Raw genomic sequence first — 26,155 nt, 5'->3', positions numbered from 1 at the left:
TGCCCCCCGTCGTGCGGCCCTGGATCCCCGCTTGCGCGGGGATGAGCGGACTTCGACGCTGTCCCCTGCGCAGCGTCATCAGAACCCCTTCACGACCGTCTTCACGTCGATCTTCTCCGGCACGACGCCGATCTCGGTGCCGAAGTCGGCGAACTGCTGCAGCCAGCGAAGCTGCTCGGGGCTCATGTCCTTGGTCATCGTGTAGCCGAGCATCGGCACCTCGTCGACGACGTTGTCCGGCGTCATCGTGTTCTTGGCGAGGTACTTTCGCGCCTCCGTCGGGTTCTTCTTGATGTAGTCTACGGCCTCGGCCCAGCCTTCCGCGAAGCGCTTGGCGACGTCCGGACGCTTGGCGATGAAGTCCGACGTGAAGGCGCAGCCCGCCGCGAACGCATCGGCCTTCGGATTGCCGAGGATGTAGGTCGAGATCACGCCGGCCTCGATGCGCTTGGCCACGCCCATCTTCTCCATGATGGTTGCACCGGGCTCCAGCGTGTAGCCGCCGTCGAAGGTGCCGGCCTTCATGGCGTTGACGTGCTGGCCCATGTCGAGCTGATCGATCGTGTAGTCGCCGTCCTTCAGCCCGACCTTGGCGAGCACGCCCTTCGCCGTGTTGAGGTTCGCCGGCCCGGGCGCCGACATCAGCTTGAGGCCCTTGAGATCGGCGATCGTCTTCACCTTGTCGACGAGGCCGGTGCGGACGACGAACTGCTCCATCTTGTAGTCGGGCGTCTGGCTGTGCATCGCGATGTACATGGCGACGCCCGGCTTCTTGACGTTGGCGTTGAGGCCTTCGAGCGTGACCAGAACGGCCGAGACCTCGATCTGGTTGGTCATCAGCGCCGCGACATTGGCCGGGCCGCCCATCAGCTTGATGGTCTCGGGCTCGATGTTGCGGGACTTGAAGTAGCCCCGCTCGATCGCCACGAAATAGGGCAGCGAGGAGGAGATCGGGAACACCCCGACCTTCACCTTGTCCTGCGCCGCGGCCGGGGCGCCCGAGACGCCGAGGGCCACGAGCGCGGCGGCGAGCGCTCCGATCGTTCCGAACAGCTTCATCAGACGGCTCCCGTGGGTCCTGGCCTCTTCGCCGCGCGGTATGCTCAGGAGGAACGGCGGGTCAGGGGGTTGGACGGTTGTCGGATCAGAAGACCGGAGTGCGGCGTGCCGCACTCCGAATTCAGTGTATTTCAAGCAAGGCGCGTGCCACCCGGCGCCGTCACTCCCCGACGTCGACGATGGCGATCACCGGGCCACCACCATGCGGGCCCTGATGCATGGCGTCGACCGACACGAAGACGCAGGGGTCGCCGATCGCCGCCGCGGCGACGCCGCCGACCGCGCCCTTGGCGTGGCGGTGGTGATGCACGTCGGAATCGTCGAGCATGATCTGGCGACGGCCACGCAGGCTCGCCCGCTTGTCCGCCTCGCATTTGATGAAGACGTTGACGAGCTTGCCGTTCAGATCGGCGGCGCGGGCGCGCTCCGGCAGGTCGAGGCCGGCGTTCCGGATCGCGTCGTAGATGCCGTCGATGTCGAGCGCGTCCTTCATCACGGCGTGGCCGATGCGGTAGCGCCCGCCCGCCCCCGGCTTGTTGCCGAGCAGCACGATCTGCGCCTTGGTCAGCTCGACGCCCGACGAGCAGGAGGCGACCGAGGAGTAGAGATCGAGATTCTTGCAGATCTCCTCCGCCTTGGGCATCGCGATCTCGCCGAGCGCCACGGCGATGCCGAGCGCCGTCGTGCCGTTCGACACACCCATCGAGTCGTGCACCTCGCAGGCGACCGTCTTGCCGCGATGCTCCGCGTCGCGCACCGAATCGATGGTGAGAAGCGGCGTCTTGGTCTGGACGTAGTGCACGTCCTTCGGGTTCTCGATCCCCGCGTCGCGCATCGCCGCCCTCACGGCGGCCGCGACCTTCTCGACCATGGCGGGCCGGCCGATGTCCTCGGGGAGCAGATCCTCGGACAGCGCCGTGCCGATGGCGAGCCGCGCCTTGTCGGCCGGGCCGGTCCTCTCGTCGCGCGCGAACACGGTCGCGTGCGGCGTGATCACCCCGTCGCAGCCGCCCGACCACACCATCGGGATGCCGGCGATCTCGGCCTCGCTGCGCTTGCCCTTGCTCTTCAGCACGCGGCGGAACGCCTGGTCCGACAGGAGCCGGGTGAAATCGTTGACGCCGCCGTTGCCCTCGGTCTTGCCGATGACGGCGATCACCTGGTCGGCGGAGAATTGTCCGGCGTCGATGCAGGCGGCGAGCCCGGAGGCGTCCTGCACGCTCTTGATCTCGATCTTGGCGACATCGATCGCCATGCTTCGGGTCTCCTTTATCGTCATTGTATTCGCAGTCGTCGTCATCGGCTGGCGGCGCGGCGTCGTCAGCTCGTTCTGATCCACGGCTTGCCTTCGCCGCGCAGTATCGCTTGGAATCCCGGGCCGCGGTCGATCATCGACAGCGGCGCGGCCCGCCGCAACCTGATTTCATCCCGCAGTGCGGCCGTGGCGTTCGTATCGGGGATCGCAACGCCGTCGGTACCGATGGTCAGAACCACGCCGTAGTCGTGGCGCGCCGCGTCCGGCGAGACGCGGCCCTCGGTGACGTCCCGCGCCACCAGCTCCGGCTCGCGCAAAAGCGGATCACCCCAACCGCCGCCGCCCGTCGTCACCACCCGCACCACCTGCCCGGCCTTCACGGGCTCGCCGTCGACGAGGCCGCCGAGCGCGCGCGCCTCGCCTTCCGCATCGACCGTGACGCAGAAGGGCTGTCCGGCCGCGCCGCCGTTGACGCCGTAGCAGCCGAGCCGCACCCGGTCGGCCGTCACGATGGTGCGGCAGTCGACCAGGGCGCGATAGTGCTTCTCGTAGCCGAGGCCGCCGCGACGGTAGCCGGCACCGCCCGAGTCCACGCGCAGCGCGAGCTTCTCGACCAGCAGAGGGAATCGCGTCTCGGTGAACTCGGCCGGCTGGTTGCGCGAATCCGGCACGATGTGGATGGCGTCGTTCCCGTCCGCGTACCAGCGCCCGCCCGAGCCGCCGCCCAGCACCTCGCGCGACAGGAACGGCGTGCCGTCGCGCCCGATGCCGAAGAAGCCCGTGTAGCGGATCGTCTCCTGGTCGGCCGGGATGCGGCCGTCGACGGCCTGCGCCACCGTGCCGGCGAGCAGGCCGAGGCAGCGCAGCAGAACGAATGAGCGCGCATTGGTCGGTGCCGGCCATTCGGGCGTGATCAGCGTGCCCTTGGGCGGGAAGATCACGTCGAACACCTCGCAGACGCCCTCGTTGACGTCGATCTCGGCGGCGCGTTCCGGCGTGTCGGCGAGGTTGCGCAGGATCGGCGCGATCCACTTGATCAGGAAGGCGCCGTCGGCGTAGTCGGCCGGCCAGTTGATCGGCCCCGCCGACTGCGGGTCCGTGCCGGTGAAGTCGAGCGTGATCTTTCGTCCGCGCTTGATCATCTTCAGCGCGAGCTTGTGCAGCTTGGGATCGGTCAGCCCGTCGTGCTCGACGAAATCCTCCCACGCATATTCGCCGTCGGCGATCTTCGGGAGCAGCTCGTCGGCGAAGATGTCGCGGCACTTGTCCAGGATGGCCTGGAAGCACGCCTCGACCGTCTCGCGGCCGAACCGCTCGAACAGCTCGGCCATGCGGCGCGCGCCCATCAGGCAGGCCTGCATCTCGGAGTCGAGGTCGGCCGCCAGCATCTCGGGGACGCGCGTGTTGCGCTTGATGATCGTGAAGGCCGCCTCGTTGCGCACGCCCTGGTCGTAGAATTTTATGGGCGGCACCGCGAGGCCTTCCTCGAACACCGAGGTCGCCGTGCCCGGCATCGAGCCCGGCACGCGGCCGCCGATGTCGTCGTGATGCCCGAAGGCCTGGATGAAGGCGACCACCTCGCCGTCGTGAAACACCGGCACGGTGGAGCACAGATCCGGCAGATGGCCGATCGAGCCTTCGGTCAGATAGGTGTCGTTCATCAGAAAGACGTCGCCGGGGCGCATGGTCTCGGGCGGAAAGTCGCGCACCACGGCGTTCGGCATCGCCGAGTAGGAGCGGCCGGTGAGCTTGCGGCACCTGCGATCGAACAGCCCGACCCGGTAGTCGTGCGCCTCGCGGATCATCGGCGAGCGCGCCGTGCGCTCGATGGCGTACTCGATCTCGGCCTCGATCGAGTTCAGCGTCCCCTCGACGATCTGCAGGACGATCGGATCGACGGCGACTTTGGCGGAAGTCGTGGTGGTCATCATGTCCATCACCGCACCCGCTCCTGCCTGCCGATACGATCGCGACGCGCCGCAGCCTGTTCCCTCCCCCCTTGTGGGGGAGGGCTAGGGAGGGGGGTAGCGACCCCGCTCCGCGTTTGTGGCTCACCCCCCTCCCCGTCCCTCCCCCACAAGGGGGGAGGGAGCGAAGGAGGCGTGCGCTCTGCCCACCTGATCACGTCATGCGGCTGCATGGTCATCGTCCGGCCTCGCCGCTCTCGGCCCGGATGATCAGGATGCCGTGCGGGTCCACGGTCAGGGCCTGGCCCGGGAAGACCACCGTGGTGGAGCCGAACTCCTCCACCACGAGGGGCCCGACGATCGTCTCGCCCGGCGCCAACGTGGCGCGCGAGAAGATCGGCGTGTCGACGAAGGCGCCGCCGAACCAAACCGGCCGCCGCGCCGGCGGCACCACGGCGCCCTCGCGCGGGGCGAGCCGCGGCATCGCCGGACGCTCGATCACGCCGAAGCCAGAGACCGTGACGTTGACCAGCTCGATCTGCTGGCGGCCGCGATAGTCGTACCCAAAGGTCTTTCGATGCGCCGCGTGAAAAGCGTCGATCAGGCCGGCGATGAAACTCTCGTCGACCGGCCCGCCGGGCGCGACCACCCGCACCTCCATGGACTGGCCGGCATAGCGGATGTCCGCCTCGCGCACGAGCCGCACCCGCTCGGCCGCGATGCCGTCGCGCTCCAGCGTCTTTCGCGCATCGTCCTCCAGGTCGGCGTAGATCCCGGCCACGACGGCGACGTCGATCGCACACTCGTGCATCACCTTGGTGACGATGTGATCAGTTCGCCAGTCGACCGCCAGGAGTCCGAAGGCCGAGAGGTTGCCGGGATTGGGCGGCACGATGCAGGCCTTCATCCCGACGAGCGCCATCACGGCCGGCGACTGCGCCGGGCCCGATCCGCCGAACGACAGGAGCGCGAAGTCGCGCGGATCGATGCCGCGCTGCACGGTCATCTGGCGGATGGCGTTCGCCTGGTTCCAGTTGGCGATCTCGATGATGCCTTCGGCGAGCCGTTCCGGGCTCATGTCGCCCGGCAGCTGCGCGGCGAGCGCCGCGAGACCCGCCCGCGCCCGTTCGCGGTCGAGCGGGATGCCACCGCCGATCAGCGCCGGCGGGATGCGGCCGAGCACCAGATTCGCGTCCGTGATGGTCGGCTGATCGCCGCCGTTCGGATAGCACATCGGTCCAGGATCGGCGCCGGCCGATTTCGGTCCGACCTTCAGATGGCCCTCGCGGGAAATCCAGGCGATCGAGCCGCCGCCGGTGCCGATCGTCTTGATGTCGATCATCGGCAGCCGCACCGGAAAGGGCCCGACCGACCCGCCATTGGTGACGGTCGGCCGCCCCTTCTCGATCAGACACAGATCCGTGGACGTGCCGCCGGCGTCGAGCGTCACGAGATCGGGAAAGCCGGCGATCTCGGCGATCACGGCGGAGCCGAGCGCGCCGGCGGCCGGGCCGGAGAGCGCCGTGGTGATCGGCTTCCTCATCACCTGCTCGGCGCCGGCGACGCCGCCCGAGGACTGCATGACCAGGAACGGCACCTTCCGCAACTCGGGGCCGAGCTCGTCGGCGATGCGGCGCAGATAGCGGCCGACGTGAGGCTTCACGAAGGCGTCGACCAGCGTCGTGACGGTGCGCTCGTACTCGCGATACTCGGGCAGCACCTCGCAGGAGAGCGACAGCACGGCCTCCGGGTACTCCTCCGCGACGATCGCGGCGACGCGGCGCTCGTGCTCGGGATTGGCGTAGGCGTGGATCAGGCAGATGCCGATCGCCTCGATCCCCTGCTGCTTGAAGGCGCGCGCCGCCGCCCGCACGGCGTTCTCGTCGAGCGGCCGCAGCTCGCGGCCGAGAAAGTCGAGCCGCCCGCCGACCTCGCGCACGCGATGCAGCGGCACGAGGCGATCGGGCTTCACCCAGAAGTAGGAGTTGCCGTAGCCGTCCGGCACCGATTGGCGGGCGATCTCGAGAACGTGGCGGAAGCCTTCGGTGACGATCAGGCCGAGACTGTCGATCGCGCCCTGCAGCAGCGCGTTGGTCGCGACCGTCGTCCCGTGCGCGAGGCCGGTGACGTCGGCGATGTCGGCATCGGCACTCTTCAGGATCTCGACGACCCCGCGCACCAGGCCGATCGCCGGATTCTTCGGCGTCGAGGCGACCTTGGTGACCCGCATGGCGCCCGTGGCGGCGTCGACCGCGACGATGTCCGTGAAGGTGCCGCCGGTGTCGATGCCGATCCGCACTCCCGCCTGCGTCGCGCCTTGCGTCATCCTGTGCGTCTTTCGATGAGGCGCCCGGAGCGGGCGCGAGGTCCGACAGCAAAAGTATGCGAATCGCAGTTGTCCTTGTCCAAGCGGGATTGGCGAAGCCATTATCGGAAAATCAGATGGCTCGGAGTGCGGCGCGCACCACCCGAGCGCCTCATCGTGAGGAGCGCTCCGCAGGAGCGCGTCTCGAACCATGTGGCCGCCATCCTTCGAGACGCCCGCTGCGCGGGCTCCTCAGGATGAGGCGGATCGACGCAGTATCGCGCGCCACTTCACCCCACCAGCGCGGCGCGCACCACGGCGAAGTGGCTCTCCTTGCGGCGCGACAGGGCATGGCGGCGGCGGTAGAGGTTCATGCGGATGTTGCGTTGCGGCGTGATCGGCAGCGCCCGCAGCACGCCGAGCGCGACCTCGTTCTCGACGCAGGCGCGCGGCACGATGGCGAGCCCCCGCCCCGACTGCACGATCACCTTGATGGTCTCGATGTTGTCGGCGACCGCGAGGATGTTGGGCCGGATCCCGAGATCGGCGAACATCGCGTGGACGACGCGGCCGTAGCCGACCGAGAGCTCGCTCATCACGATCGGCTCCAGCACCAGGCGGCCGAGATCGACCGCGCTCGTGCCACGGGCGAGCGGATGCGCCGGATGCGCGATCAGGGTCAGCTCGGCCTCCGCCAGCGGCTCGAACACGATGCCGGGCGGCACGTGCTCGGGGTCGGATTCGATCGCGAGGCCGGCGTCGATCTTCTCCTCGGCGAGCAGCGCGAAGATGGTCCTGGTCGGTGCCGTGAGGATGTCGAGGCGCACGGTGCGCAGGCTGTCCGGCACCGCGTGGAACAGCTTGGGGATCACGATCTGGGCCATGCCGGAGCCCATGGCGAGCGTGAAGGTCTCGGACGGCGCGCGCTTGAGCCGCCGGGCGATGTCGCCGAGGCTGTCGAAGTCGCCGACGACGCGCTCGGCCTCGTAGAAGAAGGTGCGGCCCGCCTCCGTCACCTCGATGCCGCGCGGCGTGCGGCGGAACAGCGAGAAGCCGATGCTCTCCTCCAGCATCCGCACCTGCTCGCTCACGGCCGACTGCGACACGTTCAGCCGTTCCGCAGCGCGGGTAAAACTGCGCTCGCGGGCGACGCTCAGGGCGTAGCGGATCTGACGGAGCTCCATTCTCGCCTCCGCCGATCCGCGACGTTATCAGACTCTGGCGCCACGTCGCGCCGCGTCCAGCGCGGCGCCGATCAGCCGCTCGTCGGCGCCCGGCGCGCCGATCAGCGACAGGCCGACCGGCAGGCCGTCGACGCTCGCGAACGGCATCGTCACCTGCGGCGTGCCGGCCATGCCGGAGACCGCGGTGAGCGCGATGATGCCGGTGCGCAGCCCCCACATGGTCGAGCGCTTCTGGCCGGCGAGCGGCGCCGGGAACGGCGTCGTCGGCAGCGCGATCAGGCTGCCGTCGGCGAGCAGCGTGTGGACGCGCTCGCGTACCGTTTCGCGCATTTCGCGCGCCGCCGACAATTCCTCGGGGCTCGCACGAATGCCGCGCAAAAAATTGTCGGCGACCTCGAAGGAGAAGCGCGGATTGGTGCTGTCGATCCAGTCGCCGAACGTGGTCCAGGCCTCGCGGCCCTGCAGCGCCGCCTGATGCGCCGACCAGGCCGCGAGCCCGGTCGGCGACAGCGTCACGCGCTCGATCGCGGTCGCGCCGCCGAACGCCTTGGTCAGCGCCGCCTCGACCGCGGCGGCGGTCGCCGGCTCGGCGACGACGAGCGCGTCCTCGGCGAGGAAGATGCGTTTCGGCCGCGCCGCCTCGATCGACGACTCCAGCAGCACGGCACTGACACGAGCAAAGATCTCGGCATCGTCGGCCATCCAGCCGACGGTATCGAAACTCGGCGCCTGCGGCAGCATGCCGGCGACCGGCACGCGGCCGTGCGTCGTGCGGATGCCGTAGAGGCCGCAGAACGACGACGGCACGCGCACCGAGCCGGCCGTGTCGGTGCCGATGGCGAACGGCACGGTGCCGCCGGCGACCGCCGCCGCCGAGCCGCTCGACGAGCCGCCCGGGATGCGGCCAGGCGCGCGGGAGTTGGTCGGCGTGCCGTAGAAGGCGCTCTCGCCGAAGATGCCGCGCGAGATCTCGTCCGTGATGGTCTTGCCGATCATGGTGGCGCCGGCCGCGACCAGCGTCTCGATCGCCCAGGCGGTCTCCTCGGCCGGCGGATGGCTGTCGCGCCAGTCGAAGTTGCCGCCGCCGGTGCGGTGGCCCTTCACGTGGAACAGGTCTTTCGCGCCGAACGTGAGCCCGCTCAACGGGCCGCCGGGCGCGCCGTCGAGGCGCACGTCGACGTCGTGACAGAACGCATTGTGAGGATCGGTAAACGAAGCAGCGTCGGTCATGCGGCAAATCCGGGCGCGATGGTGTTGGTCGGGACGAGCTCCTGCATCACGCGGGCGACGCCCAGCACGGTCGCCTCGTGAAGCCTTGGTGCGGCGACCTGCAGGCCGACCGGCAGGCCGTTCACGTCGAGGCCGGCCGGGACCGAGGCGGTCGGCACGCCGACCAGCGTGAGCACATAGGTGGGCGCGATCCAGTCGATGTAGCTCTTCATCGGCTGGCCGGCGATGTGGGTCGGATGGTTCTGCTCGACCGGGAACGGCGGCACGGGCACACACGGCGTGAGGAGAACGTCGAAGCGGGAGAAGAAGGCGCAGGTGCGCTCCCACAGCCGGGCGCGCGCGGCCTCCGCCTCCACCACCTGGGCGAGGCTCAGCGACTTGCCGTAGGCGATGTTGCCGGCGAGGTTCTTCCCCATCCGGTCGATCTGATCCATGCGCGCGCGATGGGTGAGCAGCACGGCGGCACCGCGCAGCACCGGGAACGCCTCGCGGCCGTCGGCGAGATCCAGCACCGTCTCCTCGACGACGGCGCCGGCATCCTCCAGCACGCGCGCGGCGCGGCGACACAGGGCCGCGATGCCGCTGTCGATGCCGACGCCGGAGACGTCGTCGACATAGCCGACCTTGAGACCTTTCGCCGAGAAGGCCCGCACCTTGTCCAAGAGCCCGTCCATGGTCACGGGCAGCGAGATCGGCGAGTCAGCGCACGGTCCGGCGATCGCCTCCATGGCGAGCGCGACGTCCTGCGCGGTGCGCGCCATCGGGCCGGAGACGCGCAGCGCGTCCCACGGCAGCGCGGAGGGCCGCAGCGGTGTGAGGCCCGGCGTCGGGCGCAGGCCGACGACGCCGCAGAACGACGCCGGCACCCGCAGCGAGCCGCCGAAGTCGGTGCCCTCGGCGAGCGGAAACAGGCCGGCCGCCAGCGCCGCGGCGCCGCCGCCGGTCGAGCCGCCGGCGGAGAGGCGCACGTCCCAGGGATTGCGGGTGACGCCGAACACCTCGTTGAACGTGTTGGCGCCGGCCGCGAACTCCGGCGTGTTGGTCTTGGCGACCACGATGGCGCCGGCCGCCTTCAGCCGGCGAACCACCTCGGCGTCGGCGGCCGGAATGTTGGTCTCGTAGAGCTTGGAGCCGAAGGTCGTGCGGATGCCGGCCGTCTGGGTCACGTCCTTGATGCCGACCGGCACGCCGTGCAGCGGGCCGAGCGGTTCCCCGTGCATCACGGCCGCCTCGGCGGCGAGCGCCGCCTGGCGGGCCTGCTCGCGCGCGATGGTGCAGACCGAATTGATCGGCCCGTCGCGCCGCTCGATGCGGTCGATCACGGCCTCGACCACCTCGCGCGGCGACACGGCCTTGGTGCGGATCGCGGCGGCGAGCGAGACGGCGTCGAGCCGGGCGAGGTCATCGCCGGAGGACACGCTGGCGGAGGATCCGGCGGCGGAGGACACGGACGAGACGGAGCTGGTCATGAACAGCCTTGCGACAGGGTCTGGTGACACGGCCTCGAGGATTTTGGGGCTCGAGGAATTGCGGCCTCGAAGACTTGGGGACCGGGCGGCCCCACGACCCTGCTTAGCAGCGCGCCCGTTTGCATGCAAAATTCGTGCAGGTTCTCCGGCGCGCGGGGGGCCGCGGGGCGCGTCCGCGGCACCGACCCGAGGACCGATCACTGGCGATGTAAACCGACTTGGACAAATCGCCCCGGCCGGTCATACACTCGCGGCGCCGCCGACCATCCGGGGCCGCGCGCGCCGGACGGCTCGGGGTGATGATCCCGGACGTGAAATCCCCCATGCAGTCAGCTACGCCAGACTCCCAGCTCCAGCCGGTCGGCGCCGGCGCCTATGTGTGGCGCGGTGCCGACGGCGAATCCAACGCCGGCGCGGTCGACACCGGCGACTCGCTTCTCGTCGTCGACACCCAGCAGAACGAGAGCCTCGCCCGCAGCTTCCGCGCCACGCTCGCCGATCAGCTCGGCAAGCCGATCCGCGCCGTCGTCAACACGCACTATCACCTCGATCACGTCGCCGGGAACGGCGTGTTCGCCGGCACCGTGCCGATCATCGCGCACGAGCGCACCGCGGAGGCCTTCGCGACGCTGCTCGGCGCCAATGGCGGCCAGGGCTGGACCGTGACGGATCTGCCGACCAAGTCGGCGCTCTGCTACGGCGAGAGCTTTTCCGAGCTGGTCGCCGAGGATGCGCCGGCGCGCGCCGAGGCGAACCGGCGCCTGTCGGAGCCCGGCTACGAGCGCATCACCATCGTGCCGCCGACCCACACCTTCTCGGACCGCTTCGCCTTCCATCTGCCCGACGAGGTGGTGCGGCTGTGCTACTTCGGGCCTGCGCATTGCGACGGCGACGTCGTCGTGCATCTGGAGAACGCCCGCGTCGTCTTCATGGGCGACCTGTTCTTCCGCGACCGCTTTCCCTGGCTCGGCGACTGCGATCTCGACGGCTGGATCAGGGTGCTCGACTGCGTGCTGTCGTTCGAGATCGACACCGTGATCCCGGGCCACGGTCCGCCCGGCACGCTGCACGACGTGGCGACGTTTCGTGATCTGCTCACAGGGCTGCGCGACGCGGTGGCGGCGGCGATCCGCACCGGCGCCTCCGAGGAGGATGCGGTGCGCAAGGTCCGCCTGCCCCGCTACGAGGCCCTGCCGCGCTACGCCGAATGGATCGGCGCCGACGTGCGCAGCGCCTATCGGTATCTGAAGGGCAAGCGGTTCGGGTGATCTTACCCTCTCCCTCAGGGAGAGGGTCGGGGCGCGCATCAGCGCGCACCGGGGTGAGGGTTTACGGCGCCAGTTGGCTGGCTTCGGCACCCCCTCACCCGGATCTCGCGCTGTCGCGCGAGATCCGACCTCTCCCCGCCGGGGAGAGGTGAAGTCCCGCGTCTCAACCGCAGCGAACACTGGCGCCGCGCTAGCATCGCCGCTCTCACATCGCCGTCTTCTCGATCTGTCCCGTCGACCGGACGAACCAGCGCTCGCTCGGCATCGGCTTGCCGTTCAGGCGGTCGAGCAGCCAGTCGGCGATCATGGTGGTGGGGAACGGGCCGAGATTGGTGGCCGGCACGTTGCCGACCGAGTGGCGCGAGTCCTGATAGACGACGAAGCGCTTCGGTCCCTTCAGGGCGGCGAGCAGGCGCTCGGAGTTCTCCAGCGGCGACAGCTCCTCGCACTCGCCGGCGACGCACAGATACGGCGCCGTGATCCTCTCCGCATGCCCCTCCCACGTGATGCTCGGGCGGAACGCGTCGAACGCATCCTCGTCGGCGATGCCCGCCATGTACATGAAGCGCTTCTTGAAGGTCGGGCAGGCCTGCTGGAAAATCGTCTCGCCGCCCGGCTCGTGGCACACCGACATCACGGCGCACGCCTTGATGCGCGGCTCGTGCGCCGTGAGGATGGTGCCGAAGAACGAGCCGAACGAGATCGCCGACAGGCCGATCCGCTCCGGATCGATCTCCGGCCGGGCGACCAGCCAGTCGACGATCGGGCGGCCCACGGCGGCCCAGCGGTCGGTGGAGAAGTAGATGCCGAGGATCGGCGCCTCGTATTGGCCCGGCCCGTCGATCGCCAGCACGGCGAAGCCGCGGGCGAGGAAGCGGTCGTTGGCGAGCGCCACCTGGGCTTCCTTGAAGCTGTCCATGCCGGGCACCGCGATCACCACCGGCAGGCGGCCGCCCGTGTAGCCCGGCGGCAGGTGGAACCAGGCCGGCAGCGCCTTGCCCTCGAACGGAATCCACACCGCCTCGACCCGATGGTCGGCGAGCGCCGCATATTTGGTGAAACATTCGCGCTTGCGGGCGTTGCAGGCGAGATTGGGCGCGTCGTTGCGGTCGTAGGGCCACTGCGCCGCGGCCCAGTGCACGGCCGCCATGTAGTAGTTGTCGCGCGCCGTCACGAGATGGCCCTCGGCCTCGGCCGCCTGCGCCTTCGCCTCGCGCCGCTTCGCCACCGCCTCGAAGGCCGGACCGATGTCGGCCATCTTCTTCACCTTCTCGCGGATGCCGGCGAAATCGGCATTCGCCTCGGTGCCGCACGGGCCGTTGAGATAGACCGAGCGCGGCTGGTCCCAGTCGATGCCGTTCGCCCGGACGATGTTGTCGATCACCCAGCGCTGCTCGGAGAAGCGCCGCACATGCGGCTCGTCCCGCATGTCGGGAACGGCACCGGCATGCAGATCGGTCGGCTGATTCATGGTCGGATCCTTGGACGGGTTTTTGCGCGGACGGGCCGCGGGGCGGGACGGCGAGGAGATACGGTCGGCGGAGCGAGCTGAGCAGCAGCCTCGGAACGGAGGCGGACGGACGGCGCGCCCGCGGGCGCGCCGCAGCGCCGTGTCGGCGATCAGGACTTCTTGCGCGAGGTCTTGCCGCCCTTGCCCATGCAGGCGTCGATGTCGTCGGCGCGGGCTCGCGCGCCGAGGCTCGGCTTCTTGGCGTAGGATTGGGCACAGCAGCGCCGGTACGAGGCGGGCCCGTACTGGCAGACGATGCCGCCCTGGGCGACGGCCGGGCGGGTGTCGACGAGCGTGAGGGCGAAAGCGACGAGCAGCGCGGCCGCGAGGCCGGCCGACCAGGAGACCACCACCATCAGGTTCCTCCGTTGCAGCGTGTCCGACCCTTTGTCGTTGTTGGCGAGGCCGCGTCGGTTCGACCGCCGGTGGCGGCCCGGCCGTCGCGGCCCATCGCGACGCCATGGTAGAGCATGTCGGAGGCGTCCGGACAGCCCCCTTTCCTCCACCGGAACCGGCCCTATGATGGCGCCCGCGCGCCGGGCCGCCCGACGCGACCCCCGACGCGAGATGGAGTGAGGCCGATGGCGATGACGATGACCGGCGAGGTGGAGCTGCCCGCCGCGCGCGAGGTCGTGTGGGACAAGCTCAACGACCCCGAGGTGCTGCGCGTCTGCATCCCCGGCTGCGAGATGCTCGACCGCCTGTCGGAGACCGAGTTCCAGGCCATCGCCGTCACCAAGATCGGGCCCGTGAAGGCGCGCTGGAAGGGCAAGGTGAAGCTCACCGATCTCGACCCGCCGAACGGCTACCGCATCTCCGGCGAGGGCGAGGGCGGCGTCGCCGGCTTCGCCAAGGGCGGCGCCGTGGTGGCGCTCGCCGAGAAGGACGGCGGCACGGTCCTGTCCTACAACGTCGAGGCGCAGATCGGCGGCAAGCTCGCCCAGCTCGGCCAGCGGCTGGTCGCCGGCGCCTCGAAGAAGATGGCCGACGAGTTCTTCACCAAGTTCGCCGCCGCCGTCTCGCCGCCGCCGCCCGAGGCGGGCGCGTAACGGACGGACGGCGCGGAACGCACGGGGGATCGCAGATGCCGGAGATCGTGTCGGAGGGCTGCGCCCTCCATGTCGAGGTCGAGGGGCCGGCCGACGCCCCCGTCGTGATGTTCTCCAACTCGCTCGGCACCGACCTGACGATGTGGGACCCGCAGGTGGCGCCGTTCACGCGCCATTTCCGCGTGGTGCGCTACGATCGCCGCGGCCACGGCCGCTCGGGCGTCACGCCCGGCCCCTACTCCATCGAGATGCTGGGCCGCGACGCGCTCGCCATCATGGACGGGCTCGGGCTCGACACGGTCCACTGGGTCGGGCTGTCGATGGGCGGCATGGTCGGGCAGTGGCTCGGCGCGAACGCGCCGCAGCGCCTGCGCAAGCTGGTGCTCGCCAACACCTCGAGCTTCATGCCGGACAAGCAGCCGTGGCACGACCGCATCGCGACCGTGCGGGCCGGCGGCCTCGCCGCCATCGTCGACAAGGTGATGGGCATCTGGTTCACCCAGGACTTCCGCGAGGCCGATCCGGCCGCCGTCGAGGCGATCCGCGCCGTGTTCCTGAAGACGCCGGTCGACGGCTACATCTTCAACTGCGAGGCGGTGCGCGACATGGACCAGCGCGATCTGCTCGACAAGATCGCGGTGCCGACCTTGGTGGTCGCCGGGCGCTTCGACCAGTCGACCCCGATCGAGGCGAACGACTTCATCCGCCGCAAGGTGCCGGGCGCTCAGCTCACCATCCTGGATTCGGCGCACATCTCGAACATCGAGCAGGCCGCGGCCTTCAACACCGAGGTGCTGGGCTTCCTCGTGTCGTGAGACGTGAACCACCTGATTACTTCGTGGTCATTCCGGGGCGGCGCGCAGCGCCGAACCCGGAATCCAGCCGAAAACTCGGAGTTTGCCGCTGGATTCCGGGTTCGCGGCTTCGCCGCGCCCCGGAATGACGGTGAGCTGATAGGCGTGATGCTTGGGAGCAACGCTCCTAAACCTTTCGTAGCAGCGCGCCCGCCCGTCCGGGCAGTTTCTTCAGACTTGTCATACCAAGACACCGGAAAGCGTGCGCTGCAGCGCATTTTGTCGATGGATCGTGGTGCACCGCCGCGGGACTTCGACTCCGGCTTGTGGTAGCGCTCGGGCGTCGAGGACGGGCCGCCGGGACTCCGTCGCATTCGAGGAGACCCCCATGAGCCTGCTTCGTGTCGTCTACTACAGCCGTCAGCGCGTCGGCCGCAGCCGCGAGACCATCTCGGATCAGCTCGCCGACATCCTGCAGGCGTCGATCGCCAACAACCGCCAGCACGGCATCACCGGCGCCATAATCCTCGATCATCGCTGGGTCGTGCAGGTGCTCGAAGGCCGCACCAGCGCCGTCACCACGGCGTATCAGCGCATCGCCTGCGACGCGCGCCATTCCGACATCGTGCTGGCGGACCAGACCGAGATCGACGAGCGCCGCTTCCCCTATTGGTGGATGGCCGGGGCGGCGATCGAGCCCGACATGGACGAGCTGGTCCGCCGCTGGTGCGGCGACAGCGGTTTCGACCCGAGCCGCATGGCGCCGCGCCGGCTCGTCGATCTCACCGAGGCGGTGGTGACGGCCTACATGGAGCGCACCCCAATGCCGGTGATGCGCCGCGTCGGCGCGCCCGCGCACCCGCAAGCGTAGCGCGACTTTCGGCCCTGATGCACCGCCCCGACGTCCGCTCGTCCCCGCGAAGGCGGGGACCCAGGGGCCGTTCGACGTGTGGCTCTGGAGTCCCGCTTTCGCGGGAATGAGCGGAGTGTGGGGCGGCTTCAGTGGAAACAACGCCCAACTTGTCGCGCCCCTGCGGCGGTACCGCGAGCGCCGACACGTCTGGAAAAATTTCGATCACACGACCGCCAAGAACGCCTATTAAGGAGCCCTCGACAGACCTCGAGGTGCCGACGTGAAGACGAAGACGACGATGGCGGTCGGCGCGACCGCCGTGCTGGCCCTGACGGGCTTCCTCGCGGGCGGGCCCGCCCTCGCCCAGATCGCGGCGCCGAGCCTGGACATCGGCGGCAAGACGCGGACGCTGACCTCGGAAGAGATCGAGAAGCAGAAGGCGATCGACGAGGCCTACAGCCGCACCGTCAAGCAGATGCCGGCGAGCAAGCCGGTCGCGGTCGACCCGTGGGGCAATGTGCGGGATGCGCCGTCGTCCGCGACGACGCAGAAGCCGGCCCCGAAGGCCGCCGCCAAGCCGACCGCCGCCAAGCCGACCGCCACAAAGCCGCAAGCCGCGAAGCCCGCACCGGCGCAGCCGGTCGGCTCGGCCGCCGCGGCGGGTCAGCCGGCGCGGTAGACCCAGCGTCGTCCCCTCACCCGCCGCCCTGCTCGCGGAACGCCTGCGGCGTCATCCCGGTCTGCTTGCGGAAGAAGCGGGTGAAGTGCGACGGGTCGGCGAAGGCGAGATCGAAGCCGATCTCGTGGATCGGCTGCGTCGTGAACACGAGTTGCCGCTTCGCCTCGGTGACGACGCGCTGGCGAATCAGGTGGCCGGCCGTGACGCCGGTCGCGCGCTTGACGTGATCGTTGAGCCGGTCGACCGTCATGGCGAGCGTGTCGGCATAGAAGGCGAGCCGCCGTTCGGTCCGGAAATGCGTCTCGACGAGATCGCGCAACGCCTCGACGACGGGCGCGGCGGACGCGAGCGACGGGGCGGACCGCGCCGGGCCATGCGCCTGCGCCCGCTCCCGCTCGGCGGCGAGGCGGGCCACCGCGATGGCGATCAGCGCCACATGGGCGCGCAGCGCCAGCCGATAGCCCTCGCGGGCCCAGACGTGCTCCTCGTTCAGCGCCCGGAACAGCGCCGCGATGCGGGCCGCCTCGGCCGCGTCGGCGATCGGCACCACCGGGTCGGCGGCGAGTGCGCGCAGCCGCGCCAGCGATTCGCCCGTGCGCTCGCCGAGCCCCTGCGCCACGTCCTCGGTGAAGGTGACGACGAAGCCCTCGGTCTCGCCGGGGCGGAAGCGGAAGCCGTGCGCCACGGTGGCCGGCACCAGGATGGCGCAGGGCGCCGCGAAGGCGCGGGTCGTCGCCTCGTGGCTCATGTCGCCGCCGCCGGAGGCGATCAGCAGGATCTGGAAGAGGTTGCGGTGCCGGTGCGCCCGGATCGTCCAGGCGTGGCGGGTCGAGCGCGACGAGATCGTCTCGACATGAACGAAGTCGAACGCCTGATCCTCCGGCGGATCGCCGTAGAGGTGGAACAGCGGCAGCGCCGTCACGGGCGCCGGGGAGGCCGTGAAAGGGATCGTCGCGGGGGTCATGGCGGAAGCTTACGCCAGTCCCGCGCGGTCCGGAATGCGACGTTCGGAAATGGGATGTTCGAAACGGGAGGCTCGGACGGGAGGCTCTGAACTGGACCTGGCGGTCGCCGTCCCGTCGGGAGGGAAAGCCCCGCCGCGCCGCGGCGGAGCCCCCCGAAGCGCGCCGGTCAGCGCTGGCCGTGCTGCCCGCCCGAGCCGTGCTGGCCCGGGCCGCCCTGCTGGCCGGGGTGGCCCTGCTGCGACTGCTGGCGCTGCTGGTCGGGGCGGCGATCGCCCTGCTGGGACTGCTGATGCTGCTGCGACTGGTCGCGGCGCTGGCCGCCCTGCTGCTGGCGGTCGGCCTGGCCGTGCTGGCCCTGATGCTGCTGGTTCTGGCCCTGCTGGTGCTGGCCCTGCTGGTGCTGCTGCCCCTGGTGACCCGGCTGATGCTGCCCCTGCTGATGCTGACCCTGGTTCTGGTGCGAGGTCCTGGTGTCCTGCGTCATGTGACGTCCTTCCGTTGTCCAGCCCGGGAGGAAGTTGGACGGCAAATTGCGTCAGGATCAAGACGTATCAGCGTATAACAAGTTCGTGATTCAACCGTGATCGCATCGGAGACTGTATACGATCCACCCTCGTCTTCACTGCGCCGCGCCTTTTTCATGACTCCCCCCGCTTTCGACACACCATCCCCGGACTCGTCGTCGCACCTGCTGGCGAATACTTCCTGCTGCTGTCGCTGCCCGCCCTCCGGACGGCGCCGGGCGGCGGCCCGCTTCGCGGGCCTGACGGCGCGGCGCCATGCCGGCCGCCTTTCGGGCATTCTCCTTGCAGGGCGGGCTGGACGGCGGTGCCGACCGGCGCTCGAGGGGAAGATTCCCGCGACACGATCGAGCGTTGCCGGGCCGGGGGGCCACTGTTAAAGGTGGCAAGGTCATCCTGCGCGAGGGGGCGGCAGCAGCGGATGGACGTCTTCGTTCAGCAACTGATCAACGGGATCACGCTCGGGTCGATCTACGGGCTGATCGCCATCGGCTACACGATGGTGTTCGGCATCATCGGCATGGTGAACTTCGCGCATGGCGACGTCTTCATGGTGTCGGCCTTCTTCGCGCTCATCGCCTTCCTGGTGCTCACCTCGTGGATCGGCATCGGCTCGATCACGCTGGCGCTCCTGATCGTGCTGATCGTCGCCATGGTGCTGACCTCGGTGCTCAACTGGGGGATCGAGCGGCTCGCCTATCGCCCCTTGCGGGGGTCCTTCCGGCTCGCCCCGCTGATCTCGGCCATCGGCATGTCGATCTTCCTGTCGAACTTCGTCCAGGTGGCGCAGGGGCCGCGCAACAAGTCGATCCCGCCGCTCCTGCGCGGCGAGTTCGTGCTGATGGACGCCTCGGGCTATCAGGTCACCCTGTCCTACAAGCAGATCATGGTGTGGGTCGTCACCGCCGCGCTGCTCGCCGCGTTCTGGTGGGTGGTCAGCCGCACCGCGCTCGGCCGCGCCCAGCGCGCCTGCGAGCAGGACCAGAAGATGGCGGCGCTGCTCGGCGTCGACGTCGACCGCACCATCTCGATCACCTTCGTGATCGGCGCCGCGCTCGCCGCCGTGGCCGGCACCATGTACCTGATGTACTACGGCGTCATCAATTTCGCCGACGGCTTCACGCCCGGCGTGAAGGCGTTCACGGCGGCCGTGCTGGGCGGCATCGGCTCGCTGCCCGGGGCGGTGATCGGCGGCCTGCTGATCGGCCTCGTCGAGACCCTGTGGTCGGCCTACTTCTCGATCGACTACAAGGACGTCGCCGCCTTCTCGATCCTCGCCATCGTGCTGATCTTCCTGCCCCAGGGCCTGCTCGGCCGGCCCGAGGTGGAGAAGGTGTGACGATGCGGGTGCGGCAATCCTCTGCTCCGCTGCTCGGACCATCGCGTCCGACGAACGCCGAGCTCGGGGCTCCCCCCCTCCCTGTCCCTCCCCCACAAGGGGGGAGGGAACCACGAGCCGCAGCGACATCGGGTCTCGATGCGCCGAATTGCTGGCGGCGAGCGCTTCGCGTCTCGGCACGGCCGGCTCCCTCCCCCCTTGTGGGGGAGGGTTGGGGAGGGGGGTGGCCCCACCCGCCAGTCCCTCGTTTCCGCCGTCAGGGCGCCCAAGCGACGCCCCGTGAGGCGCCGCATGAGTGACGCGGGAGCCGGCGCGACGGCGATGCGCGCCGTCAAGGATGCGGGCGTGTGGGGCGCCGTGGCGCTCGCCGTGTTCGTGCCGCTGATCGGCCTGCAGGCCGTGCAGGACATCCGCGGCGAGCTGGTGCTCGAGACCCGCTGGCCGCTGCTCGCCGTGCTGGTCGCCATGGTGGTCGCGGGCAGCCTCCTCAACACGCTCCTGATCGCGCCGTGGCGCGAGCGCCGGGCGCGGCGCGTGCCGGCCTCCCGGACCGTCGCGGCGACGCGCCTCGCCGCCGCCTTCGGCCGCTGGTTCCCGCCCTTCGCGATCGGCTTCGTCCTCGTCTTCCCGTTCCTGGCGCTGTGGCTCACCGGCTTCCAGGGTGCCGTGAAGTGGATCGACAATTTCGGCATCCAGATCCTGATCTACGTGATGCTCGGCTTCGGGCTCAACATCGTGGTCGGGCTCGCCGGTCTCCTCGATCTCGGCTACGTCGCCTTCTACGCGGTCGGCGCCTACTCCTATGCGCTGCTGGCGAAGGAGTTCGGCTTCTCGTTCTTCACGCTGCTGCCGCTCGCCGGCATCCTGGCGGCGTTCTGGGGCATCCTGCTCGGCTTCCCGGTGCTGCGGCTGCGCGGCGACTACCTCGCCATCGTGACCCTCGCCTTCGGCGAGATCATCCGGCTCGTGCTGATCAACTGGGTGCCGGTGACCAACGGCTACGCCGGCATCAGCGGCATCCCGCGCCCGACCTTCTTCGGCATCCCGTTCAACGCCTCCGACGAGGGCTTCGCGGCCGTGTTCGGGCTGCCGTTCTCGCCGATCTATCGCGGCATCTTCCTCTACTACATCATCCTGGCGCTTGCGCTGCTCACCGCCTGGGTGACGGTGCGGCTGCGCCGGCTGCCCATCGGCCGCGCCTGGGAGGCGCTGCGCGAAGACGAGATCGCCTGCCGCTCGCTCGGCATCGACACGACCGCGACCAAGCTCACCGCCTTCGCGATCGGCGCTATGTTCGGCGGCTTCGCCGGCTCGTTCTTCGCCGCCCGGCAGGGCTTCATCTCGCCGGAGAGCTTCACCTTCATGGAGTCGGCCACCATCGTCGCCATCGTGGTGCTGGGCGGCATGGGCTCGCAGATCGGCGTCGCCATCGCGGCGGTCGCGATGATCGGCGGCACCGAACTGTTGCGCGAGCTCGACTTCCTGAAGGAGATCTTCGGCCGCGAGTTCGATCCTACCCAGTACCGCATGCTGCTGTTCGGCTTCGGCATGGTGGTGATCATGATCTGGAAGCCGCGCGGCCTGATCTCGACGCGCTCGCCCTCGGTGTTCCTGAAGGAGCGCAAGGCCGTGTCGGGCTCGCTCGTCAAGGAGGGCCACGGCTGATGTCGGCGGCTCCCGCCCTCCTCAAGGTCGAGCACCTCACGATGAGATTCGGCGGCCTCGTCGCCGTCAACGATCTCGGCTTCTCGGCGCGGCGCGGCGAGATCACGGCGCTGATCGGCCCCAACGGCGCCGGCAAGACCACCGTGTTCAACTGCATCACCGGCTTCTACAAGCCGACCGAGGGCCGCATCGCCGTGGTGCATGGCGAGCCGGCGCTGTGGGACGCGCTCGAGCCGCTGACCCGGCGCGGCGACCGCCACGTGCGGCTGGCCACCGGCGGCCTCTATCTGCTCGAGCGCATGCCCGACTATCTGGTGTCGCGCCACGCCAAGGTCGCCCGCACGTTCCAGAACATCCGCCTGTTCTCCGGCATGACCGTGCTGGAGAATCTGATGGTCGCCCAGCACGCGCCGCTGATGCGGGCCTCGGGCTTCACGGTGCTGGGCGTGCTGGGGCTCGGCGGCTACGGCCGCGCCGAGCGGGCCGCGATCGACAAGGCGAAGCACTGGCTGGAGCTGACCGGCCTGATCGACCGCGCCGACGAGCCGGCCGGCGCCCTGCCCTACGGCGCGCAGCGGCGGCTGGAGATCGCCCGCGCCATGTGCACGGACCCGGTGCTCCTGTGCCTCGACGAGCCGGCCGCCGGTCTCAATCCGCGCGAGAGCGCCGCCCTCAACGACCTGATCCTGGCGATCCGCGATCGCCACGACACCTCGGTGCTCTTGATCGAGCACGACATGAGCGTGGTGATGGAGATCTCCGACCACGTCGTCGTGCTCGACTACGGCGTCAAGATCGCCGACGGCACGCCCGAGGAGATCCGCAACGACCCGAAGGTGATCGCCGCCTATCTCGGCGTCGCCGACGACGAGGTCGAGGCGGTCGAGGCGGAGGTCGGGCTGTGAGGGCGCACACCTGTTGCCGAGCCGCGGGCGACCGCGCGCCCGTTCCCTCGCCCCGCTTGCGGGGAGAGGGTGGCTCGACGCGAAGCGTCGAGACGGGTGAGGGGGCGTTTCCGCAAGACAGAGACTCGCGGCGACGCCCCCTCACCCGGAGCCCGCGCATGCGCGCGGGCTCCGACCTCTCCCCGCGCGCGGGGAGAGGTGAACGCGCAGCGCCCGGGGCCCGAGCCATCGACGTGTCGACGGAGTCGAACCATGGCTGAGCCGCTGCTCGCCGTGCGCGGCGTCAAGACGTTCTACGGAAGCATCATGGCGCTCAAGGGCGTCGATCTCGACGTGAACGAGGGCGAGATCGTCACGCTGATCGGCGCCAACGGGGCCGGCAAGTCGACCCTGATGATGACGATCTGCGGCAACCCGCGCGCCCGCGAGGGCCGCATCGTCTTCGACGGCCGCGACATCACCCAACTGCCGACCCACGAGATCGCCCGCCTGCGCATCGCCCAGTCGCCCGAGGGACGACGCATCTTCGGCCGCATGACGGTGCTGGAGAATCTCCAGATGGGCCTGGTCGCGGCCGGGCGCGACGCCGACCCGGGCGAGCTCGACCGGGTGCTCGCCTTCTTCCCGCGGCTCGCCGAGCGCATCGGCCAGCGCGGCGGCACGCTGTCGGGCGGCGAGCAGCAGATGCTCGCCATCGCCCGCGCCCTGATGAGCAAGCCGCGCCTCCTGCTGCTCGACGAGCCCTCGCTCGGCCTCGCGCCGCTGATCGCGCAAGCCATCTTCGACATCGTACGCGAGCTCAACCGCTCGCGCGGCCTCACCGTGTTCCTGGTCGAGCAGAACGCCTTCCATGCGCTGAAGCTCGCCCACCGCGCCTATGTGATGGTCAACGGCACCATCACCATGACGGGCTCGGGCCGCGAGCTCCTGGAGCGGCCCGAGGTCAAGGCCGCCTATCTCGAAGGCGGCCGCCACGAGGCGGCGACGACTGGGCACTAGACGTGTTTGCACCGAGGTCGATCCACCCTCCGCTCGTTCCCGCGAAAGCGGGACTCCAGAGCCACACGTCGTGCGGCCCCTGGGTCCCGCCTTCGCGGGGACGAGCGGGCCGTGCCGTTTCGAAATGTCGGTCGCTCCTCCCGTCATTCCGGAAGCCGCGAAATTCCGGAAGCCGCGAAGCGGCTGTCCGGAATCCAGCAACGAGGACGGCGGATGTGGCCGGATTCCGGGTTCGCGCGGTCCGCGCGCCCCGGAATGACCGGATGAGCTGAAGGTCGAGGGTCCCGACATGCAAGGCCTGCTCTACGAGGAGAACTCCTTCGGCCTGTTTCTTCTGGTCACGCTCGTGCTCGGCGGCGCCGGGGCGTGGCTGTCGGGCCGCGCCATCGCGCTGACCTGGCGCCCCTGGTGGATGGCGGCGCTCGCCATGCTGCCGCTCGGCGCGGCGGTACGGTTCGTCCATTTCGCCCTGTTCGACGGGACGCTGCTGTCGCCCTATTTCTATGCAGTCGATGCCGCGATCCTGATCGTGATCGCGCTCGCCGGCTTTCGCGCGACCCGGCGGCGCCAGATGGCGCGCCAATACGGCTTCCTGGTCGCGCCGATCGCGACCGAGTGAGGGCACGCGAGCGAACGCGGCGCGGCAGAGCGCCGCGGGGGGCCGCCCGGCCGGCGGCCGAGTTGCCGGATGACTTTCGAAGGCGATTTCGTATCAAATACGGCCATCGTGCCGGCCGTGCCGGCGCCGCGGCGCTGGCCAGACAATCCCTACCTTGCAGGAGGATGATCGATGATCCACGCCAGGACGCAGGTCCTCGGACTAGGCCTCGCGCTCGCCCTCGCGGGCGGCCTCGCCGCCACCGGAGCCGCGCAGGCGCAGATCCGCATGGGCGTCGGCGGGCCGATGACGGGCGGCAGCGCCGCCTTCGGGGCGCAGCTCAAGCAGGGCGTCGAGCAGGCCGTCCAGGACGTCAACGCGGCCGGCGGCATCATGGGCCAGAAGATCGAGCTCTCGGCCGGCGACGACCGCGGCGATCCCAAGGAGGGCGTCTCCGTCGCCAACAAGTTCGCCGCCGACGGCATCAAGTTCGTGGTCGGCCACTTCAATTCCGGCGTCACCATGCCGGCCTCGGAGGTCTATCAGGACAACGGCATGCTGGCGATCACGCCGGCCGCCACCAACCCGAAGATCACCGAGCGCAAGATGTGGAACATGTTCCGCGTCTGCGGCCGCGACGACCAGCAGGGCGGCATGGCCGGCGCCATCATCGCCGACAAGTTCAAGGGCAAGCGCGTCGCCGTCGTCCACGACAAGACGACCTACGGCCAGGGCCTCGCCGACGAGACCCGCAAGGCGATGAACGCCAAGGGCATCAAGGAGGTGCTCTACGAGGGCGTCAACAAGGACGACAAGGACTTCACGGCGCTGGTCTCCAAGCTGAAGGCGGCCAATCCGGACCTCGTCTACTGGGGCGGCCTGCACGACACCGGCGGCCTGATCCTGCGCCAGATGCGCGACCAGGGCGTCAAGGCGCCGCTGATGGGCGGCGACGGCCTCGCCGACGACGAGTTCGCCTCGATCGCCGGGCCGGGTGCCGAGGGCACGCTGATGACCTTCTCGCCCGATCCGCGCACCAACCCGAAGAACAAGGCGATCGTCGAGGCCTTCCGCAAGCGCGGGTTCGAGCCGCAGGCGTACACGCTCTACAGCTACGCCATCGTGCAGATCATGAAGGCGGCGATCGAGGAGGCGAAGTCGACCGACCCCAAGAAGGTCGCCGCCGTGCTGGCCACCGGCAAGCCGTTCGACACCGTGCTCGGAACCCTCGCCTTCGACAAGAAGGGCGACATCTCCAACGACGGCTATCTGGTCGACGGCAAGAAGAAGGACCGCTACGTCCTCTATGTCTGGAAGAAGGGCCCGGACGGCAAGCTCTCCTATTTCGAGGCGGAGTAGCAGCGGCCCGGCCCCGCGGGCCGTCGGGGCCGCTCACGCGAGCGAAGCGATCCGGCCGCCGGAGCCCTGCTCCGGCGGCTTTCGTTTTGGTGGGTCTCGCGCCGTCCGGCGGACCGGACGAAGACGGCGCATCGGCGCCGTCCGATCAATGCGCGACGGTGCGCACCGCGTCGTTGCAGGCCCGCTCGCAGGCCCGGCAGGCCTCGGCGCAGATGCGGCAATGCGCGTGATGGCCGGCGTGGCGCTCGCATTCGGCGGCGCACTCGCTGCAGGCGAGCGCGCAGGTGCCGAGCTGGCTCGCCAGCACGGCCTCGTTGGCGCCGGTGCGGCGGCTCGCCAGCGCGCCGGTGGCGAGGCAGACGTCGGCGCAGTCGAGGTCGAGACGGATGCACTGGCGGAGGTGGTCGACCATGTCCTCCCCCAGGCAGGCGTCGGCGCAGGCCGTGCAGGCCTGGGCACAGGCCCAGCAGGCCTCGATGCAGCGGATCAGCGCATCGTTGGCTGTTCCGCGGACATCGGGATGGCTGCGGATCATCTCCCGAATGGTCTCTTCGGCATGCATCGGACGGGCTCCCGGTTCTCGGATGCGACGGGGCCGCAGGTCGCACGCGTAGCGCACCGCCCGGGCCCGATGGTCAACCCGGGATCAGTGCAACGGTTTCGGCCGGTGCGACGGCGTCTGTCGGATGCCGCACGGGTTCGGCACGCCCCGCCGAGCCGACGTGCCCGCGACGGATGCGTGGACGAGCGGAGACCGATTTAGCGACGAGAGATGCCCGGAGGAGAAATCTCCGGACAAGAGCGCGACCGAAAACGAAAACGGGCGCCGAAGCGTGCTTCGGCACCCGTGATCTGGTAGTAAGGACATCACCACCAATCAGCCGACGCATCCGAGCGGCGATGGCCACTCGACGGCGCAGGGCTGACGCGTGAGCGCAGAAGCGTCACGCGTCACCTCGTCTGGACGGCAAAAAGCCCTCCGGACGATGCGGGCGGAGACGGTCCGAAAACCGCCACCCCCCGCCTGCGCGCGCTCCTCGAAAAGAGGAGAAGCGCCGAAGACGGGAAGAAGAGTTACTTCTTCTCGGCGTAGATCTTGTCGGCGATCGACAGGTGGCTGTAACGCGGGTGCGTCAGCACGAGCGCGTGGATCGCGACGGCGACCACGAGGGCCGCGATCCAGATCACGGGCAGCCAGGTCGACGGATTGAGGACCAGCCAGATCTTGTAGTCGTCTTGCGG

The 26,155-nt window shown here is 69.7% G+C and carries 24 protein-coding genes; 11 read left to right on the top strand and 13 right to left on the bottom strand.

Features of this window, described 5'->3' with window-relative positions; translation table 11 throughout:
* Positions 1 to 78: 78 nt before the first annotated feature.
* The 7 genes from ABTU92_RS25680 to ABTU92_RS25650 all read right to left on the bottom strand — a co-directional run bounded on the left by ABTU92_RS25680 (position 79) and on the right by ABTU92_RS25650 (position 10,358).
* Complete coding sequence (locus ABTU92_RS25680; RefSeq protein ID WP_408094446.1) at positions 79 to 1,059, bottom strand: ABC transporter substrate-binding protein; 981 nt, start codon at positions 1,057 to 1,059, stop codon at positions 79 to 81.
* Between the two features lie 160 nt (positions 1,060 to 1,219).
* A complete protein-coding gene (locus ABTU92_RS25675; protein ID WP_408094445.1) occupies positions 1,220 to 2,314 on the bottom strand; it encodes a ring-opening amidohydrolase in 1,095 nt (364 codons plus the stop codon).
* A gap of 65 nt (positions 2,315 to 2,379) precedes the next feature.
* Entirely contained in the window at positions 2,380 to 4,251 is a 1,872-nt protein-coding gene (locus ABTU92_RS25670; RefSeq protein WP_408094444.1) for a hydantoinase B/oxoprolinase family protein, read from the bottom strand.
* A gap of 205 nt (positions 4,252 to 4,456) precedes the next feature.
* Positions 4,457 to 6,547, bottom strand: coding sequence for a hydantoinase/oxoprolinase family protein (locus ABTU92_RS25665; RefSeq protein ID WP_408094443.1), 2,091 nt, complete (start codon positions 6,545 to 6,547; stop codon positions 4,457 to 4,459).
* A 269-nt stretch (positions 6,548 to 6,816) separates the two neighbouring features.
* On the bottom strand, positions 6,817 to 7,710 hold the full coding sequence (locus ABTU92_RS25660; RefSeq protein WP_408094442.1) for a LysR family transcriptional regulator: 894 nt from the start codon (positions 7,708 to 7,710) through the stop codon (positions 6,817 to 6,819).
* 27 nt (positions 7,711 to 7,737) lie between these two features.
* A complete protein-coding gene (locus ABTU92_RS25655; RefSeq protein WP_408094441.1) occupies positions 7,738 to 8,940 on the bottom strand; it encodes an amidase in 1,203 nt (400 codons plus the stop codon).
* Positions 8,937 to 10,358 carry an amidase gene (locus ABTU92_RS25650; protein ID WP_408094440.1) on the bottom strand — a complete coding sequence of 474 codons (1,422 nt, stop codon included), beginning with the start codon at positions 10,356 to 10,358 and terminating at the stop codon, positions 8,937 to 8,939. The genes ABTU92_RS25655 and ABTU92_RS25650 overlap by 4 nt, the downstream gene beginning before the upstream one ends.
* Positions 10,359 to 10,732: 374 nt before the next feature.
* Between ABTU92_RS25650 and ABTU92_RS25645 the strand changes: the two genes are divergently transcribed.
* On the top strand, positions 10,733 to 11,677 hold the full coding sequence (locus ABTU92_RS25645) for an MBL fold metallo-hydrolase (protein WP_408094439.1): 945 nt from the start codon (positions 10,733 to 10,735) through the stop codon (positions 11,675 to 11,677).
* 205 nt (positions 11,678 to 11,882) lie between these two features.
* Here the strand turns inward: ABTU92_RS25645 and ABTU92_RS25640 are convergent, their stop codons facing one another.
* Both ABTU92_RS25640 and ABTU92_RS25635 read right to left on the bottom strand, forming a co-directional pair.
* Complete coding sequence (locus ABTU92_RS25640) at positions 11,883 to 13,148, bottom strand: alpha/beta hydrolase family protein (protein WP_408094438.1); 1,266 nt, start codon at positions 13,146 to 13,148, stop codon at positions 11,883 to 11,885.
* A 149-nt stretch (positions 13,149 to 13,297) separates the two neighbouring features.
* Complete coding sequence (locus ABTU92_RS25635; RefSeq protein ID WP_408094437.1) at positions 13,298 to 13,543, bottom strand: hypothetical protein; 246 nt, start codon at positions 13,541 to 13,543, stop codon at positions 13,298 to 13,300.
* Between the two features lie 225 nt (positions 13,544 to 13,768).
* Between ABTU92_RS25635 and ABTU92_RS25630 the strand changes: the two genes are divergently transcribed.
* From ABTU92_RS25630 to ABTU92_RS25615, 4 genes are all read left to right on the top strand, one after another.
* Positions 13,769 to 14,236, top strand: a complete 468-nt coding sequence (locus tag ABTU92_RS25630; protein WP_408094436.1) for an SRPBCC family protein — start codon at positions 13,769 to 13,771, stop codon at positions 14,234 to 14,236.
* Between the two features lie 35 nt (positions 14,237 to 14,271).
* Entirely contained in the window at positions 14,272 to 15,051 is a 780-nt protein-coding gene (gene pcaD, locus ABTU92_RS25625; RefSeq protein ID WP_408094435.1) for a 3-oxoadipate enol-lactonase, read from the top strand.
* 367 nt (positions 15,052 to 15,418) lie between these two features.
* Entirely contained in the window at positions 15,419 to 15,901 is a 483-nt protein-coding gene (locus tag ABTU92_RS25620; RefSeq protein ID WP_408094434.1) for a BLUF domain-containing protein, read from the top strand.
* A 262-nt stretch (positions 15,902 to 16,163) separates the two neighbouring features.
* Complete coding sequence (locus ABTU92_RS25615) at positions 16,164 to 16,562, top strand: hypothetical protein (RefSeq protein WP_408094433.1); 399 nt, start codon at positions 16,164 to 16,166, stop codon at positions 16,560 to 16,562.
* A 16-nt stretch (positions 16,563 to 16,578) separates the two neighbouring features.
* Here ABTU92_RS25615 and ABTU92_RS25610 read toward each other — a convergent pair whose 3' ends face one another.
* On the bottom strand, positions 16,579 to 17,526 hold the full coding sequence (locus ABTU92_RS25610; protein ID WP_408094432.1) for a helix-turn-helix domain-containing protein: 948 nt from the start codon (positions 17,524 to 17,526) through the stop codon (positions 16,579 to 16,581).
* A gap of 167 nt (positions 17,527 to 17,693) precedes the next feature.
* Complete coding sequence (locus ABTU92_RS25605; protein ID WP_408094431.1) at positions 17,694 to 18,011, bottom strand: hypothetical protein; 318 nt, start codon at positions 18,009 to 18,011, stop codon at positions 17,694 to 17,696.
* Between the two features lie 458 nt (positions 18,012 to 18,469).
* On the opposite strand from ABTU92_RS25605, the gene ABTU92_RS25600 reads away from it, so the two are divergent.
* From ABTU92_RS25600 to ABTU92_RS25575, 6 genes are all read left to right on the top strand, one after another.
* Positions 18,470 to 19,387 (top strand): ABC transporter permease subunit, encoded by a 918-nt coding sequence (locus ABTU92_RS25600; RefSeq protein WP_111356449.1) that lies wholly within the window; start codon positions 18,470 to 18,472, stop codon positions 19,385 to 19,387.
* A gap of 291 nt (positions 19,388 to 19,678) precedes the next feature.
* A complete protein-coding gene (gene livM, locus ABTU92_RS25595; RefSeq protein ID WP_408094430.1) occupies positions 19,679 to 21,052 on the top strand; it encodes a high-affinity branched-chain amino acid ABC transporter permease LivM in 1,374 nt (457 codons plus the stop codon).
* A complete protein-coding gene (locus tag ABTU92_RS25590) occupies positions 21,052 to 21,957 on the top strand; it encodes an ABC transporter ATP-binding protein (RefSeq protein ID WP_408094429.1) in 906 nt (301 codons plus the stop codon). The genes livM and ABTU92_RS25590 overlap by 1 nt, the downstream gene beginning before the upstream one ends.
* A 252-nt stretch (positions 21,958 to 22,209) precedes the next feature.
* Positions 22,210 to 22,956: an ABC transporter ATP-binding protein gene (locus ABTU92_RS25585; RefSeq protein ID WP_408094428.1), complete on the top strand. Its 747-nt coding sequence runs from the start codon at positions 22,210 to 22,212 to the stop codon at positions 22,954 to 22,956.
* A gap of 289 nt (positions 22,957 to 23,245) precedes the next feature.
* On the top strand, positions 23,246 to 23,575 hold the full coding sequence (locus ABTU92_RS25580; RefSeq protein WP_408094427.1) for a DUF6867 family protein: 330 nt from the start codon (positions 23,246 to 23,248) through the stop codon (positions 23,573 to 23,575).
* 171 nt (positions 23,576 to 23,746) lie between these two features.
* Complete coding sequence (locus ABTU92_RS25575; RefSeq protein ID WP_408094426.1) at positions 23,747 to 24,913, top strand: branched-chain amino acid ABC transporter substrate-binding protein; 1,167 nt, start codon at positions 23,747 to 23,749, stop codon at positions 24,911 to 24,913.
* A gap of 145 nt (positions 24,914 to 25,058) precedes the next feature.
* Here ABTU92_RS25575 and ABTU92_RS25570 read toward each other — a convergent pair whose 3' ends face one another.
* Positions 25,059 to 25,475: a four-helix bundle copper-binding protein gene (locus ABTU92_RS25570; protein ID WP_408094425.1), complete on the bottom strand. Its 417-nt coding sequence runs from the start codon at positions 25,473 to 25,475 to the stop codon at positions 25,059 to 25,061.
* A 512-nt stretch (positions 25,476 to 25,987) separates the two neighbouring features.
* Positions 25,988 to 26,137 carry a light-harvesting antenna LH1, alpha subunit gene (gene pufA / locus ABTU92_RS25565; RefSeq protein WP_408094455.1) on the bottom strand — a complete coding sequence of 50 codons (150 nt, stop codon included), beginning with the start codon at positions 26,135 to 26,137 and terminating at the stop codon, positions 25,988 to 25,990.
* Positions 26,138 to 26,155 lie beyond the last annotated feature (18 nt).

Origin of the sequence: Rhodoplanes sp. SY1 (assembly GCF_046000175.1) — a bacterium.
GTDB lineage: Bacteria > Pseudomonadota > Alphaproteobacteria > Rhizobiales > Xanthobacteraceae > Rhodoplanes.
This window is presented reverse-complemented; position numbering and strand designations above follow the sequence as displayed.

Bases quoted from the DNA above. Each gene is read 5' to 3' on its own strand.
- ABTU92_RS25680 (WP_408094446.1), bottom strand. From the start codon at position 1,059: ATGAAGCTGTTCGGAACGATCGGAGCGCTCGCCGCCGCGCTCGTGGCC.
- ABTU92_RS25675 (WP_408094445.1), bottom strand. From the start codon at position 2,314: ATGGCGATCGATGTCGCCAAGATCGAGATCAAGAGCGTGCAGGACGCC.
- ABTU92_RS25670 (WP_408094444.1), bottom strand. From the start codon at position 4,251: ATGGACATGATGACCACCACGACTTCCGCCAAAGTCGCCGTCGATCCG.
- ABTU92_RS25665 (WP_408094443.1), bottom strand. From the start codon at position 6,547: ATGACGCAAGGCGCGACGCAGGCGGGAGTGCGGATCGGCATCGACACC.
- ABTU92_RS25660 (WP_408094442.1), bottom strand. From the start codon at position 7,710: ATGGAGCTCCGTCAGATCCGCTACGCCCTGAGCGTCGCCCGCGAGCGC.
- ABTU92_RS25655 (WP_408094441.1), bottom strand. From the start codon at position 8,940: ATGACCGACGCTGCTTCGTTTACCGATCCTCACAATGCGTTCTGTCAC.
- ABTU92_RS25645 (WP_408094439.1), top strand. From the start codon at position 10,733: ATGCAGTCAGCTACGCCAGACTCCCAGCTCCAGCCGGTCGGCGCCGGC.
- ABTU92_RS25640 (WP_408094438.1), bottom strand. From the start codon at position 13,148: ATGAATCAGCCGACCGATCTGCATGCCGGTGCCGTTCCCGACATGCGG.
- ABTU92_RS25635 (WP_408094437.1), bottom strand. From the start codon at position 13,543: ATGGTGGTGGTCTCCTGGTCGGCCGGCCTCGCGGCCGCGCTGCTCGTC.
- ABTU92_RS25630 (WP_408094436.1), top strand. From the start codon at position 13,769: ATGGCGATGACGATGACCGGCGAGGTGGAGCTGCCCGCCGCGCGCGAG.
- pcaD (WP_408094435.1), top strand. From the start codon at position 14,272: ATGCCGGAGATCGTGTCGGAGGGCTGCGCCCTCCATGTCGAGGTCGAG.
- ABTU92_RS25620 (WP_408094434.1), top strand. From the start codon at position 15,419: ATGAGCCTGCTTCGTGTCGTCTACTACAGCCGTCAGCGCGTCGGCCGC.
- ABTU92_RS25610 (WP_408094432.1), bottom strand. From the start codon at position 17,526: ATGACCCCCGCGACGATCCCTTTCACGGCCTCCCCGGCGCCCGTGACG.
- ABTU92_RS25605 (WP_408094431.1), bottom strand. From the start codon at position 18,011: ATGACGCAGGACACCAGGACCTCGCACCAGAACCAGGGTCAGCATCAG.
- ABTU92_RS25600 (WP_111356449.1), top strand. From the start codon at position 18,470: ATGGACGTCTTCGTTCAGCAACTGATCAACGGGATCACGCTCGGGTCG.
- livM (WP_408094430.1), top strand. From the start codon at position 19,679: ATGAGTGACGCGGGAGCCGGCGCGACGGCGATGCGCGCCGTCAAGGAT.
- ABTU92_RS25590 (WP_408094429.1), top strand. From the start codon at position 21,052: ATGTCGGCGGCTCCCGCCCTCCTCAAGGTCGAGCACCTCACGATGAGA.
- ABTU92_RS25585 (WP_408094428.1), top strand. From the start codon at position 22,210: ATGGCTGAGCCGCTGCTCGCCGTGCGCGGCGTCAAGACGTTCTACGGA.
- ABTU92_RS25580 (WP_408094427.1), top strand. From the start codon at position 23,246: ATGCAAGGCCTGCTCTACGAGGAGAACTCCTTCGGCCTGTTTCTTCTG.
- ABTU92_RS25575 (WP_408094426.1), top strand. From the start codon at position 23,747: ATGATCCACGCCAGGACGCAGGTCCTCGGACTAGGCCTCGCGCTCGCC.
- ABTU92_RS25570 (WP_408094425.1), bottom strand. From the start codon at position 25,475: ATGCATGCCGAAGAGACCATTCGGGAGATGATCCGCAGCCATCCCGAT.